This window comes from Clostridium sp. MF28 (assembly GCF_002969175.1).
Lineage (GTDB): Bacteria > Bacillota > Clostridia > Clostridiales > Clostridiaceae > Clostridium > Clostridium beijerinckii.
The window spans coordinates 5,133,708-5,150,803 of record NZ_CP014331.1 but is presented as its reverse complement, the minus strand read 5'-3'; the positions used below and the strand labels follow the sequence as shown (position 1 = coordinate 5,150,803).

Genomic DNA, 17,096 nt, shown 5'->3' with positions numbered 1-17,096 from the left:
TTTTACGGGTATAGGTTCTAAAAGACCTCCCAGGAGGTTTACATCTATCTTCTATTCAGGAGTATTATACTAGACTATATAAAACTTGGTTAGATTCCTTTAAGGAATTTAAATAAAAAACTATTTAAGATATGAAATGCATATTCCCTATCGGGGCGTAGGCAAAGTAATAAATTAGAATATTAAAAATAATAAGAGGTGTAATGTTCGTTAGAAAGATAAATAGTTTTCTATCAAATGTTACAACTAGATTATACAAGGAGGTTTGTTTATGCCACGAAAAGGAAAAAGCTTATCGGAAAGTGTTGCTGATGATATACTAGCGATGATTACTATAGATAAAAAATTTAATATTGGTGATAAACTACCAAATGAAAATGAGCTTTCTACTGAATTAAAAGTAAGCAGAACTACTCTAAGAGAAGCCATTCGTATTTTAGTTGCTCACAATATTTTAGAAATTAGGCGAGGCAAAGGCACATTTGTATCAGAAATAAAAAACATTACTGAAAGCATGGGGTTAGAAAATCTTTCTACTCAAAAATTAGATGTTAAAGATTTATATGAGATGAGATTAATTTTCGAACCAGAGACTGCTTACTATGCTGCTAAACGCGCCACTGATAAGGAATTAGAAAGAATATTGTACTACGGAAGACTTGAAGAAGAAATGATCCTAAATAATGAAGATCGAACCGAGGTAGAGAGATCCTTCCATAAATCTATCGCAAAAGCTACTCATAATGAATTTATGAACAAGCTGATGCCTATATTATACAAAGCAATTGATAATGGTGTTATTTTATCCGATGAAAATAAATCAATTCTTCAAAATACTTTAAATGATCATCGCATGATAATGGAGTTTCTGGAGGCTAGAGATGCTGAAGGTGCAAAAACTGCCATGAAAATTCATATTATTAGAGCAATGAAAGATTTAGGTATACCAAATGAATAAGATAAAGTGCTAATTCTTTATATTTATAGAAATAGCACTTTTTTATTTTAATCTTATGTTACAATTGACAACAGACATCATACAACTTATAATTAAAACATACAACGCGATAATTATAAATATATGTAAGGAGAATGTACTATGAGAAGTGATGTAATAACAAAAGGATCTAAAAGTGCACCTCAACGTTCATTGCTTAGTGCCTTAGGTTTAACAAAAGAAGAAATGGAAAGGCCTCTTGTAGGTATCGTGAGCTCACAAAATGATATCGTTCCTGGTCATATGAATTTAGACAAAATAGTTGAAGCTGTAAAAATGGGAGTTTCAATGGCTGGAGGTACTCCAATTGTCTTTCCTGCAATTGCTGTTTGTGACGGTATTGCTATGGGACATGAAGGAATGAAATATTCATTAGTTACAAGAGATTTAATTGCAGATTCTACTGAAGCTATGGCAATGGCTCATGCCTTTGATGCATTAGTAATGGTTCCTAATTGTGATAAAAATGTTCCTGGCCTTCTAATGGCTGCAGCAAGAGTTAATATTCCTACAATTTTTGTAAGTGGCGGACCAATGCTTGCCGGAAAAGTTGACGGATGTAAGACAAGCTTATCAAGTATGTTTGAAGCTGTTGGCGCTTACAATGCTGGAAAAATTACAGCTGAAAAATTAGATGAATATGAAAACAACGTATGCCCTACTTGTGGTTCTTGTTCAGGAATGTATACTGCAAATAGTATGAACTGTTTAACTGAAGTACTTGGTATGGGCCTTCAAGGGAATGGCACAATCCCTGCAGTTTATTCGGAAAGAATAAAACTTGCAAAGCATGCTGGCATGAAAATCATGGAATTACTTGAAAAGAACATAAGACCACGAGATATTATGACGGAAGATGCATTTATGAATGCTATGACTATGGACATGGCTCTTGGCTGTAGTACCAATAGTATGTTACATTTACCTGCAATTGCACACGAAGTTGGCTTTGATTTAAATGTTGATATAGCTAATGAAATTAGTTCAAAAACACCTAATCTTTGTCATCTTGCTCCTGCAGGACACACTTATATTGAAGATCTAAATGATGCTGGTGGAATTTACGCTGTTATGAATGAAATAAGTAAGCTTGGTTTATTAAAAACTAACCTTATAACATGTACAGGAAAAACTGTTGGTGAAAACATTGAAGGATGTGCAAATAAAAATCCTGAAGTTATTAGACCAGTCGAAAATCCATATAGTCAAACTGGTGGGATTGCAGTTCTTAAAGGAAATCTAGCACCTGATTCATGTGTCGTTAAGCGTTCAGCCGTTGTACCAGAAATGTTAAAGCATGAAGGTCCAGCTAAAGTGTTTGATTGCGAAGAAGATGCCCTTGAAGCCATAAATACAGGAAAAATTGTTGCTGGAGATGTTGTTGTTATCAGATATGAAGGACCTAAAGGGGGTCCTGGCATGAGAGAAATGCTTAATCCAACTTCTGCAATTGCAGGAAGAGGTCTCGGAAGTTCCGTTGCTCTTATAACAGATGGACGTTTTAGTGGCGCTAGCAGAGGTGCTTCAATCGGGCACGTTTCTCCAGAGGCAGCAGTAGGTGGTAACATAGCATTAGTTGAGGATGGAGATATCATCCAAATTGATATTAACGCTAACACTATTAACTTCTTAGTTAGCGATGAAGAATTAGCAAGAAGAAAAGCAAATTGGAAACCAAGAAAACCCAAAATAACTACAGGTTATCTAGCAAGATACGCTGCTCTTGTTACGTCAGGAAATAGAGGTGCTATCTTAGACATTCCTAAATTTTAATTAAACTAATTGTTAATTATATACTTATAGATATCCGAATCTAAAACTAAATTTATGTGGTAATTTACCGAAATCATAAATATTTTGTTCCGAAAATCTATGAAAATATATTTATGATTTCTAGTGAAGATATGAACTTAAAGTTTTAGCAAATTTGTAAATACATTCATCTAATAAGTTAAATTCTTAAATTGGATATCTATAAACAAAATAGTGATATTAATCCACTTTATTTAACTATAATATAGCTACAGATTTCTGATCTAGGAGTGATTCCTATCAACAAAATTTCCGTAGCTATATTTTTTATTCTCAATGAATTTATTTTATTCCTATCACATAAATACAATGTTACATTGTTATAATTTCCTGCCTTTACCTAATATAATAATTCCTATAATTTTTTAATTGCTTCTCTACTATACTCTCCATAAAAGTAATTATTTCATTATATCACATATGATTTATTTGTATTATTTTTACATAAGTATGTTATAATTCAAGGTATATTTATGGAGATATTAATAATTATATAGATATAGATGCTACTTTAGGAGGTATATTTATATGACACAAATAGTTAAAAGAGGCTTTGTTCCATCTGACGAAATTGAATTTAATGAAGAAAACCTAACATTATTAAAAAAAGCTCAAAAGGATATCTATTACTTAATAAATCACGGGTATAGTATAGATAAAAGTGTTGAATTTGTAGGAAATCATTTTTTATTTTCTGCTAGGCAAAGACTAGCATTAAAAAGAAGCATATCTTCTTATAAAGATATTATTAGCAGGCAGAAACGTAAAATATTAGATACATACGAAAATAGCACACTACATATTGATGGTCTTAATATAATTATTACTCTTGAAGTAGCTTTGTCTAACTCAACACTAATTAAATGTATGGACGGAACTCTCCGAGATTTGGCTGGACTTCGTGGAACATATAAGTTAATTGATAAAACAGATACAGCAATAGACTTGATTGGTAAAAGATTGGATAAAATGAAGATACGTAAGGCTATCTTTTATCTTGACTCTCCTGTTTCTAACACAGGAAGATTAAAATCAAGGCTATTAGAACTTCTATATAAATACAACTTCGATATAGAAGTTATTCTTATTCCAAATGCAGATGTTATTCTAAATAAATTGGATCATGTTGTAACTAGCGATGGGATAATTCTTAACACATGTGAAAGTTGGATAAACTTAGCATATGAAATTGTTGAAGCAGAATTACCTAGTACGTCCTATATTGATTTTGAAATTAGATTTTAATATATTTAAGAATACAACCAATTTATGTAAGAATATAAAAGTTCAAGAATTATATTAACGTAAATTATAACAATCTGAAACTCTGATGAATATATTATTTATAACTAATTTCTGAGGAGTAAAATATAAATGTTAATTGATAATGAGTTCATTAGTGACGATACTATGAACTTCGAAGACTTTAATAGCTTTGAATTTTCACCAATTTTAGATGAATCTGCTGATAAAAAACGTGCACCTTTTACACCAAATAGTGGAGGTTTTCCGCCTCTAGGAAACTATCCTCCTAACTTTAATTTTAATCCTCCTAATTTTGATTATGATAATTCTCCAAATTTTAATTACCCTGGCGGTGGTGTATTCAATCCTCCTGGAGCACCTAAATCTCCACCACCTAATTATGTCCCAAAAAAAAATGATTCTGGAGTTCAAAAAGTCGGAGTTAGCGGTGGTGTAAATGCTAAAGCTGTTAGTTCTAACTCTATAAGATTTTGTCTTTATAAATACACATATATTTGGGAAGAGAATGGAAATAACTATTGGACTTTCTTATTAAGTGTTAACAGACGTACAGTATCTGGTTTTAGATGGTTCCGTAGAAATTGGGTCTATTTCGGATTAGATTTAAGAAGAATAGATTCTTTCATATGCTATAGATCTGATTCTGAATCAGAAGAAAAATGCAATGATTGCATAGATTTAAACAGAAGTGATAAATCATTATTACTAAATAATCAAAAGGAATATTCATTAAATGGAAGTAAGGATGTCTATACTAAAACTCTGGCTTCAATAGATATACCTGATATCAAAGAAGATGTTATGACTAAGACAATAGGTTATTTGGATGATAACGAAATTACTAGCGAAATGCCTTGCGTAAAAGCCAGAAATATTTGTTATAGAATTAACTTAGAAGTAACTTATCCAAGTAATTATGATATAAACTTAAAAAGAAATATAAATAAGTTAGTGGAAGAAGCAAGTAATGATGCTTATGAAATTATATCTTTAAACAGAAACGGTGAAAGCAGTTTTGAACCGCTTGAAACTTTCAATTTATCTGCTAAGTCGATTCCTGATGCTTTTAAAGCTTTCTCTGATTCCTTTAGCAGTAAGCTTAACCTTTTAAACTCCACTATAAACCTTGAAGACATTACTTATTGTATAAGGCATGAAAAGATTTATAACAACTGGAAACCTTATTTTTATAATGATTCATTGTATTAGGTAACAAATAAATTTTATCCATTTCTTACAAATATAACAAGGCTAGAGAAACACATCAACTCTCTAGTCTTATTTTTTATCGTTAAAAGTATTTAAATTGTATAATTTAAATATAGACCTTCTACTTTTTCCCAATCTATTAAGTTCCATATGTTTTTTACATAATCTGCTCTTAGATTTTTATACTTTAAATAATAAGCATGTTCCCACACATCTATGGTCAAAATTGGAACAACCCCATTCATAGCAGGTGAATTTTGATTTAGTGTATTTCTCACTGATAATTTTCCGTCTTTATCTTTAACCAAAAAACCATAACCCGATCCAAATTGACCTATAGCTGCATTACTTACTTCGGTCTTTAGAGTATCTAAATCACCAAATGTATTATGTATCTCATCTAATAATTTTCCTTCTGGAGCTTTCTTGGGAGTTGGCGAAAGAAGTGCAAAATACAAATTATGATTTGATACACCTCCACCTTGATCTATTACTCCTTGCCTAATTTCTTCTGGCAACTCATTCACATTTGCTAACAATTGATCTAAAGATTTACCTTCTGTATACTGCTTATAGCCTTTTATAAGCGAATTTAAATTATCTACATATTTTTGAAGATGCTTACTATAATGTGTTTCAACTGTTTCTGCATCTATATATGGTTCTAATGCATCAAATGCATATGGTAATTGGATTTTATCAAACATATTTCATCTCTCCTTAGTATTTTATTAATCTGAAATATTAATAGTTTTAGCAAGAAAGAGTGATTTATGTATTGTAACTTATATTTATAATATTATATATCTATCTCCCATGGGTTTTCCTTATTTTCTGAGAATAATATGCAGCTTTTTATTGAATTTTCAATCATATCACTTACCGCTTGATCTGTATAAAAAGCTGCATGAGGTGTTATTATTACATTAGGAAAAGACTTTAGAATAGCTAAATTTCTATTTTTTAAAGTCTCTCCCTTTAGATCACTATAATAAATATTAGATTCCTGTTCAATAACATCTAAAGCAGCTCCTCCTATCTTTTTACTTTCAATTGCATGTATTAAATCATTTGTATTAATTAATGATCCACGGGCAGTATTAATAATAAAGACTCCATCTTTCATTAATTTAATGGCTTTCTTATTAATTATATGATAATTATCGTCTGTTGCTGGCATATGCAATGTTATAATATCACTATCTTTAAATAGATTGTCCAAATCTACATACTTAGCATTTGATTTCACTTCATCATTTTCATATATATCATGTGCTAATATTTTGCAACCAAAACCACTTAAATGTTTGATAACAGTCCTTCCTATTTTCCCTGTCCCTACAACACCTATAGTCAAGTTAGGTAATTCCTTGCCTTGAATACCTCTTAAAGAAAAGTCTTGCACATTGCTTCTTTCCATTATAAGTTTGACTTTTCTAACTGCCATTAATATTAACATTATAGTATAATCTGCTACGCTATTTGGTGAATACGTCACATTCCCTACACGAACCCCAAGTTCCTTAGCCTTTTTCAAATCTATATGATCATATCCAATAGTCCTTGTTGATATAAATTTGACACCTAACTCATGAAATTTTCCAACTAATTCTGAGTTTATATTTGTTGTAATTATACTGATACAATCAAAACCTTTTGCAAGAGGTGCTGTTTCTAAACTTGGTTCCTCATTACATAAAACAACTTCAACATTATACTTTTTACTAAATTCTTCGAAATACTGTGTTTCATCACGCCTATGACTATATGCTAAAATTCTCATTTAATATCCGTTCCTTTCAGAAATTATTATTTCTACAATATTTATTTAATTCTAATTTTACCATACTTTTTAACTTATTTTCCAAATTATTCATTAATTAATCATTCCTCTAATAAAGCAAGTTAAATATAAACTTCCTAATAAAAGCAGATTCCCTATTCTGCTTCATAGTAACATTTTTATATTTCTTGTAAACTCCTAATATAAATTACGGCGATTGTGGTTGTGCTTAGCACTCTTTTCATATATGTAGACTTTTTACGCATCTACCTTTTGAACTCATGTAAGAAAAATATGGCACGCCAAAAAAGGAGCTCAACTGCTCCTCTTATAATTATGAATTATTATATTGTTTTAAAACGAACTTACTAATAGCATAATATTTAAAATAGTAACTATTCCTGCAATACTCCATAAAACAATCTTTTCTAATGTAGTATTTTTATATTTTCCCATTACTTTCTTTGATGATGTTAAATATATTTGCGTGAAAATTGTTATTGGTAATTGTATACTTAATAGCATTTGGGAATAAAGTAATCCCTCAAATGGATTGCTAATAAAAAATATAATACTAAGGCAACCAGTGTAGTTATTAATACTCCAATCTTACTGCTTTTACTGTTTATATCATATTCTTCTCCAAATAAACCAGCGAATATTGATCCTCCAGCCATACCAGCTGTAACTGATGATGCTAATCCAGCAAAAAGCAATGCTATAGCAAATATTATCGAAGCTGAATTTCCAAGCAATGGTTTTAACATTGTTTGAGCTTGTTCAAGTTCGGTAACCTGAACATTATTATTATAAAATGTTATTGCTACTAAAATCATAGCACTATTTATTATAAATCCAATTATCATTGATAACATTGTATCCATAAATTCATACTTTAACTGTCTCTCTAATATGGACTTATCTTTTAAATTCCATTTTCTACTCTGGATTACTTCTGAATGTAAAAATAAATTGTGTGGCATAACTACAGCCCCCAATACACTCATTATTATTGGTAGGGAATTTACTGGAATGCTAGGTACAACTGCACTACGTATTGCTTCTCCCCAATTTATATTCACTAAGAAAGTTTCAAATATAAATGATATTCCTATAATTGATACAAATCCAATTATTACTTTTTCTATTTTCTTGTATGAATTGGAAAATAGCATAAATATAATTACTACAGCAGAAATTAATGCACCTAATTTTAATGGAATATTAAATAACATGTCCAAAGCTATTGCAGCTCCTAATACTTCTGCCATAGCAGTACTCACTGCTGCTAACATTGCTGTTATTGTAATTACTCGTCCTAAAAATTTATTTATATGTTTATTAATTGCTTCCGAAATACATAATCCTGTTACTATTCCTAAGTGAGCAGCATTATGTTGTAATATTATAAGCATTATTGTTGATAGAGTAACAATCCAAAGTAGTTTATAACCATAATTAGATCCAGCTGCAATGTTTGATACCCAATTTCCTGGATCTATAAAACCTACTGTAACTAAAATTCCTGGTCCAATATATTTTAATAGATCTTTTCCGATTAATTTATTTTTAGTTAAATCTTTATTTTTCTCATTCATATATAGATCCACTCCTTTCTTCTACTTATTATATGATAATGATTATCAACTGTAAAGTGCCTTTTATTTTCTTTATTATATAACTTATTATTATTTACCTAATTTATCCCTTCTTAATTATAATATATAAAGATATAGTTTTTAACCCTAATCGGTGACAAACTTCTAATTGTTTTAATAAAAAAATAACATAAGTTGTAAAATCATAAATAACTTATGTTACTCCCATCATATATATATCAGTATAAATCTATTTTCCTTCTAATTATCTCCATCTAAAATATTTCCAAGCATTCCAAGTACGCTGCCTTCTTCTCTATTTTTTCCGCCAGAAGTTGGAGCTGCTGCAAATACACGTTCCGCAAGCCTGCTAAATGGTAAGCTTTGAACCCATATCTTTCCCGGCCCTGTTACAGTTGCAAAGAATACTCCCTCCCCGCCAAAAAGTGTATTCTTAATTCCACCTATAAATTGTATATCATAATGCACATCTTTAGTCATAGCAACTAAACATCCAGTATCTATTTTTAATGTTTCTCCAGGCAATAAGTTTCTTTCAACTATTGCACCACACGCATGTATAAAAGCTAAGCCATCCCCTTCTAATTTTTCGAGTATGAACCCTTCACCTCCAAAAAAACCTACACTTAACTTTTTTCTAAAATCTATTCCTACAGATACACCTTTAGCAGCACATAAAAAAGCATCTTTTTGACATATTAGTTTTCCTCCTAATAAACTCAAGTCCATAGGAATTATTTTTCCTGGATAAGGTGCCGCAAAATAAACTTTTTCTTTTAATGTTCCCGAATTTGTAAATGCGGTCATAAACAAACTTTCTCCAGTTAGCACTCTTTTTCCTGCCGAAAAAATTTTATTCATAAAACTGTTGCCGCTTTGTTTTGATCCATCTCCAAATATAGTTTCCATTTGTATATTTGGATCCATCATCATCATTGCTCCAGCCTCTGCTATTACAGTTTCTGTAGGATCAAGTTCAATTTCTACATATTGTATATCGTCACCTTTTATCTTATAATCAATCTCATGCGAATACATCAGTTGTACTCCCCCTTATTGCTAAAATTTTAATTTTCTTAATCAACTTTTTATTGATTATTTATAATAAATTTATCATTCTGTAACATTTCTGTAACATAAATCTATTATAATAATATTTGTAAAGTAGTTAAAGCATTATTATTAACCCTAATTTAAAAATACTTATAAATAGTATTTTAGAATGGCTTATTCCCCTAAATAAGTCATTCTTTTTTTCTATCCTATTTTATTATATTGAGTCACACATGTTCTCTAAATCACTTTAAATTCTTTGTAAGCCCCAACGTTGTATCTGTTGTTTCCATATCTACCTTATACTGCTCGCCTAAATCATAAGCATTGTAATAACCTTTCTCCATCATGTAATTTGATATTTTTTCATGAGTTTGAATTGCATCTTGTAATTGCTTCTTTAATATAGCTCTAACTTCTAATGAAGTTGATTCTGTTATTGCAACAGCATAATTTTGTACTCCGCTCTTGGCCGAAATTAAAAAGTCAGTAGCTATAACTTGATCAGTCATTTTGCTCATTCCTGTAAGACTTTCTATTAATCCATTCATAATTCCGTCTCCTTTCTAAAATTAAGTATTTATTCTTCTGAAGATGCAATATTAGATTTTTCCATAAGACTTCTCAACTCTTCAATATGTTTTTCTGATACAGACACCTCTTGTTTCAATATTGATTTTAATTCTTCATCAGAAACCAATGGTGACATAGTAAGAGCTTTAGTTAAACATGTATTTTTGAATGTTAATATTTCATGCAACTGCATAGTTTCATTTGGTGCAATACTTTGATCATTCATTTTTTTACCCTCCTTAATAAATAAACTTTTCCTATGGTTTTAAAACAACTTTAATACATCCGTCAGTCTTTGTATCAAATACTTCATATCCATATGGCGCTTGATCAAGGGGCAATCTGTGAGTAATAATATCACTTGGGTCTACTTTTCCTTCAGCAAGTAGCTTGTAAAGTGTTGGCATATATGGAATAACTGGAGCTTGACCTGTTCTTATATTAATATTACGATTCATTATATCTCCAAAAGGAAATGCGTTATATCTTCCTCCATAAACTCCAGTAACTTGAATCATTCCACCTTTTCTCACTGCCTGAGTAGCTATAACAAATCCACCTAATGATCCACTTTGAAGTTTTAAACCTGATCCTAAAAACTCCATTGGTGTCATTTTTCCATCCATTCCAACACAGTCTATTACTACATCTGCTCCACCATGAGTGATTTCTCTTAGATATTCCCCTGTATTCTCATGTTGTTCGAAATTAACAGTTTCAACTTTATTATGTCTCCTTGCATGCTCTAACCTATAATCGATATAGTCAACTGCTATTACCCTCTCTGCACCGTGCATCCAGCAGAACTTTTGTGCTAATAGTCCTACAGGCCCACAACCTAACACAATAACAGTATTACCTTTCTTAACCCCAGCATTTTCTACGCTCCAATAAGCTGTTCCCATTGCATCTGACATCAATAATAATTTTTCATCCTCTACTTCACAATCTTCTGGAATTTTGAAAGGAGTAAAATTAGCATAAGGCACTCTCATATACTCTGCCTGGCCTCCTGGATATCCTCCAAATGTATCTGAATATCCAAAAAATCCTCCATTTTCTCCATTAGGATTTGAATTATCGCACATACATGTTAAATCATGTTTACAATAAAAACACTCTCCACAACTTACATTAAAAGGCACTATTACTCTATCACCTTTTTTCAATTTCGTAACTTCCGGTCCTACCTCTTCAACAATCCCCATGGGTTCATGTCCTATGATATAATCTTGTGGTAAGTTTGGAACCATATCATGAATTAAGTGCAAATCAGAACCACATATTGCTGTACTTGTAAGCTTAACGATAATATCGTCAGCCTTTTGAATTTTAGGATCTTTGACTTCTTTAACTTTTACATTCTTTATTCCTTGAAATGTTACAGCCTTCATTAAATAATTACCTCCTTTTTTATTTTTCTAGTGTTGCAAACATGCCACTTCTACTTGTGTCTCCAGGAAATAAATCCAAACTAGCAATTTGAGATATTGTTGTAGATGATTCAATATCCATTTGAAATTGCTTTTCTAGGTTTGTAGGATGAAACCAACCTTTTTCTACCATAAGATTTGATATTTCTTCATGCATAAGAATCGCATCATTTAACTGATTCTTTAGAACAGTTCTAACTTCTGGAGTTGTCGCCTCAGTCAATGCAATCGCGCAATTTCTCACACCACTTTTTGCATTTAATAAAAAGCCTAGAGACATATTTGCATCCACAAGTTTAGGCATACCCTCTGCATTTCTTATTTCTAAATAATCATTAATCATAATTTTCCCTCCTTTGTTTTCTAGCATTTTTACAAACAATTTATATATAAAATTCTCATCTTATTTTAGGAGCTTTTTTCAATAAATTTTGTAAGTTACTTATTGCTGTTATAGATTGTTGTACATCCTTTTCTAATAATGCCTTTAGATCTTGATCGAAGACTACACCTTCCATCATTTTTGATGTAGTCATGCATATAGTTTTGAAGTTTAACATTTCATGAACTTGCATTGTCTCATTTGGTGCTAGATGTTGGTTTTCCATAAATTCACCTCCTTGACTTCCTTACTAATAAATGTATTCTTCCACACGCAGCTTTTAGTTATGCAATTAACTAAACAAAATAGATACAATCAATAAGAAAATGGATAAAGCTACTAACGCTAAATACCCCTATAGGATAAAATTTAATTTTCTATCCTATAGGGGTAAAATCATTCTCTTATATTATTTAAGTCCCTTTATTATATAAGTATAATTATTTATATGAAATTAATTAAAATACTTAACTCTATATTTTTTTACAACGAGCAATCAATTTTTATATATGTATTATCCACAATTTGATAATTTAATTTTGATTTTAAATTTTTAACTGCAGATAACTTCTCAATATAATCAATATCAGATAAAGTTACATCTTTTAATCCTGCGATAAATTCAACCTCAGAATTTCTCTTCAATTTATCATTTATAACTTTCTTAAGTTCATTGTTTATATTCATAAAATACCCACACTCCTCATCTACATAGTAATTATTTTCTATACATAATATAGGTATATCATAGCATATTTTGTTGAATTATTCAATTTATTCACTATTTTCCTTTTATTTAAATTGAGTACACTGGCACTTAATCTTCTCATAATTTTAGTAGAAATCTTTTTTTAATTGACATAATATTGCCACAATTATCCTTTATTATAATATTATAAACAATTTATATTAATTGTTCTCCTATTAAATAAATATACAACAAATCAGTATTCAGGATAACTTGATTCCCTTAAACAAGTTATCCTTTTTATTATTTATTAATATATTTAATTCATATAAGACTAATAACTCTAATAAAATTGTATAACACTTTAATCTCATGACAAATTTTGTAACTTTTTATATCAAAGTCACTCTATATTCATATAGTAAGTTAAATATTTGACAATCATATAATTCAATATCAAAAAAAGGCTTAAGTATTAACTACTTAGCCTTTTTTGGTGATTACCATCTCTCACAAACTATATTTTTATACCCTATTTTTATACCCACTTATATTCTACCATATTCCAACATAATTTCACGTATTTTCGTACTACATTTTCATCTATATATTGATGTTTTATAACAAAATGCATCAATATATCTGTAATTTCATGTCGTTTAAAATCATTATTAATCTAAATTTACATAAAATATTCGTTAAAAAATTATCTAGTTACCTGTAATATTTTATAAATATTATTATTTTAATATAATATTATTTTATTCTATAAAAATAATACTTGAAACTAAAATAAATTCTCCATATTTATTCACTATCATACGCATTAATTGCTATTGGTAATGATTGAATTACTATATTACCTACGGCTGGTAATCCGATTAAAACAGCACTTATTATTTCTTCCCTTGTTGCTCCAAGAGATTTTGCATGTTTAACATGGAAAGGCAGACCACCTTCAAGTCTTGAAGACGCTAAAACTGCAATATATGCAAGTTCCTCTGTTTTCGAATCAAGTTTACTCACTGAATCTAATTTTTGAACTGTCTCCATCCATATCTCCTGATACTCTGGTGCCTCTTTCATAAAAGTTTTAAACGCATTACTAACTGATGACATATCACTCATCCTCTTATCCTCCAATCATTTTTGTTAATTTAACTTATTAATTATATAATCCCATATAGCAAGTGCTGAATTTTTCTTACCATCTGAGGATTCCAACAAGTTTTTAATGTATTTATATTTTCTTTATATGAGGTGTCTTTAATTATATTTCTTATAGCCAATTGTATTTTTGGTGCATTCCATCTGTTAATTGGTATTCGTATTCCAGCACCTTTCATTACTACATTATCAAGATTTATCTGCTGTTCTGGCTGCATTGCAAATCCAACAATAGGAGTACCACTTGCAATAGCAGTTTGGACTGTTCCTTGCCCACCATATAGCACCCCTCCACTATAATCAGCTTTGTCTAAAAATTTTCATTAATAAAGTTTTCAATCCAAGAAATCTCAGTATCTATAAATGCTATTGGTCTTTCAAACAATGCTTTTATATGTGGCCTCTCCTTTGCTGTAGGATGCTGATCATATCTTTTATTTAAGAATTCTTTTCTATCTTTCAAATTTTCTTTATGGTTAATTAAAGCTTTTTTAAATTCTTCCTTGGTCACTAAATAAGAAAATAATAAGCCTATATCAAATTCACTAGGGTCATTCTTATATTCGCTTATCATTTTTATAATCTGATTCCTAATAATCACTTTGGTTTCTTCTTTTATGAAATATACTTTTCTCTTAGGCGAACCATATTCTTTTTCATATCTGGAACCAATATAGCCTTTCTTTTCAAGTTTATTCAAAGAATTATAAATTGACGAAAATCCAATATCCGTCCACCCTCTCATATTTCTTTGTTCTATTACAGTTTCAAATTCGTATCCATAATAATCTTTATCATATAAAAGTGATAAAAGTATCACCTCAATTTGTGTCATATTCATTCCACCCACCTATTCTATTGTTAGAATAGCATTTTAGGAAGAATGTGTCAATAACTTATAAAAACTAATTTAAATAAAGATTAATTTCAATAATTCTAGTAATTAATCTTCATTTAAATTAGTATATTCATTTATCTACTCTATAATTGCATACAACTCTATTTTTAAGCTGCCCTTCAGAACTTTTCATAGCTTCTCCTTATATGTAACTTATCAATATAAACCATAATTTAATTACTATAAGGATAATAATGTGGAATTTTAGATTGGAATTCTTTTAAGCTTACGATATAATTATCACCATTAAATTCAATAAGCGATACTCCATCAAATTCTTCAATTTCTCCATCATATCTACATTTAAAATACCACTCAACCACTGATATATTCCCCTGATGAATAAACTGCTTTATATCCCAAACCAATACTTTTCCACGTTTATTCCATTCTTTAAACCATGTTGTAACTGTGTCTATTCCATGATATTCAGGACCATAACATTCGCTATAACTTACATTTGAATCAAAAATATCTTTTAATACTGAACAATTATTATCTAACCAAGATTTAAAATATTTCTTAATTATTTGTTCTCTAATATTCATTACTCACCCAGCTTCTTTCTTAAATCTGAAATATAAGTATTTTGTATTTTCCCTAAATCCATAAAAAAATATGAAAGAATCCTGATAAAAGGATTTTTAATAAAGACATTCTCTTTAAATACTATTTTAGTTCCACCATTTTCTTTTTCTGAAAAACTACCTTTCCAAAATCCAGTAAACATTTTATTTTCCATATTAAAAGCATACTCACTATATTCATCCTTTTTGGATATAATAAACTTTGTAGCATTCCCGTTATGAGTGTATTCAATAAATTCTTTACCATTATTATAAATTTCAATTTTTTTAATATCACTACGCCAACTATAGTCATTATTATTTGTTACTATATTCCAAACCGATTTTATATTAGAATTAAATTCTGCTGTTATTTCTGCTACTCTCGCCCTTTTCAAACTCCTCACCCCTATTATTTTTTCCCTTTTATTTTCTTTTTAACTTTTTGCATTGGCAATTCTTCATAGGTTGCTGATACAACTTCAGTTAAATAGTCTCTATCATCTAAAGATTCAATTAAAAAGGAAGGTTTTGCTCCTTCATAAGCAGGGGCTTCTATAACTTCACATAATAAATTTCTGCCTCCTTTTGTTATCTTTAAAAAGAATTGATTATCACATATTAATCCTATTATTTTTTGATTACAGTAGATTCCGTAATCTCCAAACATTTTTCTATACGTTATTCTTCCTGCACCACTTATCTGTTCGCATACATATTCTACAAACTCTATATTCGAAGCCATTTTCTTTCCTCCCGTTAAGCTCATTTTATAACATCTCTATTGCTTATATCACAACCATTTATAAATATACCTTTTATGTATAATTTTAGCATAAATAATAATTCAAAAGATAGCTATTATTTAAAAACCATTTTTAAATTTCACCTCTAACCCGCATGTTTCCTATAAATATTTATATATGTATATATTTTTCTTTGTATCTATGTTTCTAGGTAAATATATTTCTATGAATAAATTTAACTAGGAACATATAAACATATTTGTATTATTTGATTTTTCTTTATAAAATGTTTATATTAAGTTTATTAACTTGACATAATACTGTCACAAATACCACTTATAATAAAGACATAAGGTTGATAAAACTTTTTTTCATATATATTTACCCCTATTAAATATATATAACACAGTATTCAGGATAATTTGTTGCACCCTAGCAGATTATCCTTTTTATTTTTTATTATAGAATTTATATATTGACACAATTTACAATTTTATCCTATAATATTATTGTAAAGTGACTAGAACATATTATAAAACTCCTATCAAAGATGACTTATCCCCCTAAAGTAAGTCATCTTTTTTTGTAGTGTATTATTAATTTATTCACATTAATTTAATAAGTAATAAAGAATTATTTAATATTTGTATTTTATAATAGTAATTGTAAAATAATTAAAGCATTATTATTTTACCCCCGTATTGGTAAATGTATTTTACCTTTATAAGTTCAACCTGCTCCCCTAAGCAGGTTGTTTTTTTCTTCAATTGTTTACCAAGCCTTAAATTTATTTAAGAAATTGTTTATATTTAATTAACATATTTAACATAATTTTGTAATGACTATTTGCTATAATAATAATGTAAGATAATTTCTTATTAAATATTTGTCCTTCTACTTATTA

General features: G+C 29.4%; 19 protein-coding genes and 1 pseudogene. 4 read left to right on the top strand and 16 right to left on the bottom strand.

Annotated features, from left to right (window positions below; genetic code table 11):
• The first annotated feature begins 271 nt into the window (after positions 1–271).
• From AXY43_RS22670 to AXY43_RS22655, 4 genes are all read left to right on the top strand, one after another.
• Positions 272–958, top strand: a complete 687-nt coding sequence (locus tag AXY43_RS22670; RefSeq protein WP_011968839.1) for a FadR/GntR family transcriptional regulator — start codon at positions 272–274, stop codon at positions 956–958.
• A 141-nt stretch (positions 959–1,099) separates the two neighbouring features.
• Positions 1,100–2,770 carry a dihydroxy-acid dehydratase gene (gene ilvD, locus AXY43_RS22665; protein ID WP_105412201.1) on the top strand — a complete coding sequence of 557 codons (1,671 nt, stop codon included), beginning with the start codon at positions 1,100–1,102 and terminating at the stop codon, positions 2,768–2,770.
• Positions 2,771–3,337: 567 nt separating this feature from the next.
• Positions 3,338–4,054 (top strand): DUF434 domain-containing protein, encoded by a 717-nt coding sequence (locus tag AXY43_RS22660; protein ID WP_039772879.1) that lies wholly within the window; start codon positions 3,338–3,340, stop codon positions 4,052–4,054.
• Positions 4,055–4,183: 129 nt separating this feature from the next.
• A complete protein-coding gene (locus tag AXY43_RS22655; RefSeq protein ID WP_023976365.1) occupies positions 4,184–5,284 on the top strand; it encodes a hypothetical protein in 1,101 nt (366 codons plus the stop codon).
• 92 nt (positions 5,285–5,376) lie between these two features.
• Here the strand turns inward: AXY43_RS22655 and AXY43_RS22650 are convergent, their stop codons facing one another.
• The 16 genes and pseudogenes from AXY43_RS22650 to AXY43_RS22575 all read right to left on the bottom strand — a co-directional run bounded on the left by AXY43_RS22650 (position 5,377) and on the right by AXY43_RS22575 (position 16,191).
• Positions 5,377–5,991, bottom strand: a complete 615-nt coding sequence (locus tag AXY43_RS22650) for a superoxide dismutase (protein WP_105412200.1) — start codon at positions 5,989–5,991, stop codon at positions 5,377–5,379.
• Positions 5,992–6,083: 92 nt separating this feature from the next.
• The gene (locus AXY43_RS22645) at positions 6,084–7,067 is read right to left on the bottom strand and encodes a D-isomer specific 2-hydroxyacid dehydrogenase family protein (RefSeq protein WP_105412199.1); all 984 of its coding nucleotides are present in this window, start codon (positions 7,065–7,067) and stop codon (positions 6,084–6,086) included.
• A 354-nt stretch (positions 7,068–7,421) separates the two neighbouring features.
• Positions 7,422–8,665, bottom strand: a pseudogene (locus AXY43_RS22640) (Nramp family divalent metal transporter).
• A gap of 261 nt (positions 8,666–8,926) precedes the next feature.
• Complete coding sequence (locus AXY43_RS22635) at positions 8,927–9,724, bottom strand: TIGR00266 family protein (protein ID WP_039772887.1); 798 nt, start codon at positions 9,722–9,724, stop codon at positions 8,927–8,929.
• 260 nt (positions 9,725–9,984) lie between these two features.
• On the bottom strand, positions 9,985–10,290 hold the full coding sequence (locus tag AXY43_RS22630; protein WP_017208801.1) for a spore coat protein: 306 nt from the start codon (positions 10,288–10,290) through the stop codon (positions 9,985–9,987).
• A 29-nt stretch (positions 10,291–10,319) separates the two neighbouring features.
• Positions 10,320–10,538 carry a spore coat protein gene (locus AXY43_RS22625; protein ID WP_023976369.1) on the bottom strand — a complete coding sequence of 73 codons (219 nt, stop codon included), beginning with the start codon at positions 10,536–10,538 and terminating at the stop codon, positions 10,320–10,322.
• Between the two features lie 31 nt (positions 10,539–10,569).
• On the bottom strand, positions 10,570–11,706 hold the full coding sequence (locus AXY43_RS22620) for a zinc-dependent alcohol dehydrogenase (RefSeq protein ID WP_017208799.1): 1,137 nt from the start codon (positions 11,704–11,706) through the stop codon (positions 10,570–10,572).
• 19 nt (positions 11,707–11,725) lie between these two features.
• Positions 11,726–12,088 carry a spore coat protein gene (locus AXY43_RS22615; RefSeq protein WP_026886363.1) on the bottom strand — a complete coding sequence of 121 codons (363 nt, stop codon included), beginning with the start codon at positions 12,086–12,088 and terminating at the stop codon, positions 11,726–11,728.
• 55 nt (positions 12,089–12,143) lie between these two features.
• Positions 12,144–12,353, bottom strand: coding sequence for a hypothetical protein (locus tag AXY43_RS22610; protein WP_017208797.1), 210 nt, complete (start codon positions 12,351–12,353; stop codon positions 12,144–12,146).
• A 257-nt stretch (positions 12,354–12,610) separates the two neighbouring features.
• The gene (locus tag AXY43_RS22605) at positions 12,611–12,814 is read right to left on the bottom strand and encodes a hypothetical protein (RefSeq protein ID WP_039772891.1); all 204 of its coding nucleotides are present in this window, start codon (positions 12,812–12,814) and stop codon (positions 12,611–12,613) included.
• Between the two features lie 808 nt (positions 12,815–13,622).
• Complete coding sequence (locus tag AXY43_RS22600) at positions 13,623–13,943, bottom strand: carboxymuconolactone decarboxylase family protein (protein ID WP_039769022.1); 321 nt, start codon at positions 13,941–13,943, stop codon at positions 13,623–13,625.
• Positions 13,944–13,984: 41 nt separating this feature from the next.
• A complete protein-coding gene (locus tag AXY43_RS22595) occupies positions 13,985–14,269 on the bottom strand; it encodes a glycosyltransferase (RefSeq protein ID WP_039769023.1) in 285 nt (94 codons plus the stop codon).
• 23 nt (positions 14,270–14,292) lie between these two features.
• Complete coding sequence (locus AXY43_RS22590; protein ID WP_011968828.1) at positions 14,293–14,823, bottom strand: PadR family transcriptional regulator; 531 nt, start codon at positions 14,821–14,823, stop codon at positions 14,293–14,295.
• A gap of 230 nt (positions 14,824–15,053) precedes the next feature.
• Entirely contained in the window at positions 15,054–15,428 is a 375-nt protein-coding gene (locus AXY43_RS22585; RefSeq protein ID WP_087701479.1) for a nuclear transport factor 2 family protein, read from the bottom strand.
• Complete coding sequence (locus AXY43_RS22580; RefSeq protein WP_011968826.1) at positions 15,428–15,844, bottom strand: hypothetical protein; 417 nt, start codon at positions 15,842–15,844, stop codon at positions 15,428–15,430. The genes AXY43_RS22585 and AXY43_RS22580 overlap by 1 nt, the downstream gene beginning before the upstream one ends.
• Positions 15,845–15,858: 14 nt before the next feature.
• A complete protein-coding gene (locus AXY43_RS22575; RefSeq protein ID WP_011968825.1) occupies positions 15,859–16,191 on the bottom strand; it encodes a TfoX/Sxy family protein in 333 nt (110 codons plus the stop codon).
• Positions 16,192–17,096: the final 905 nt, after the last annotated feature.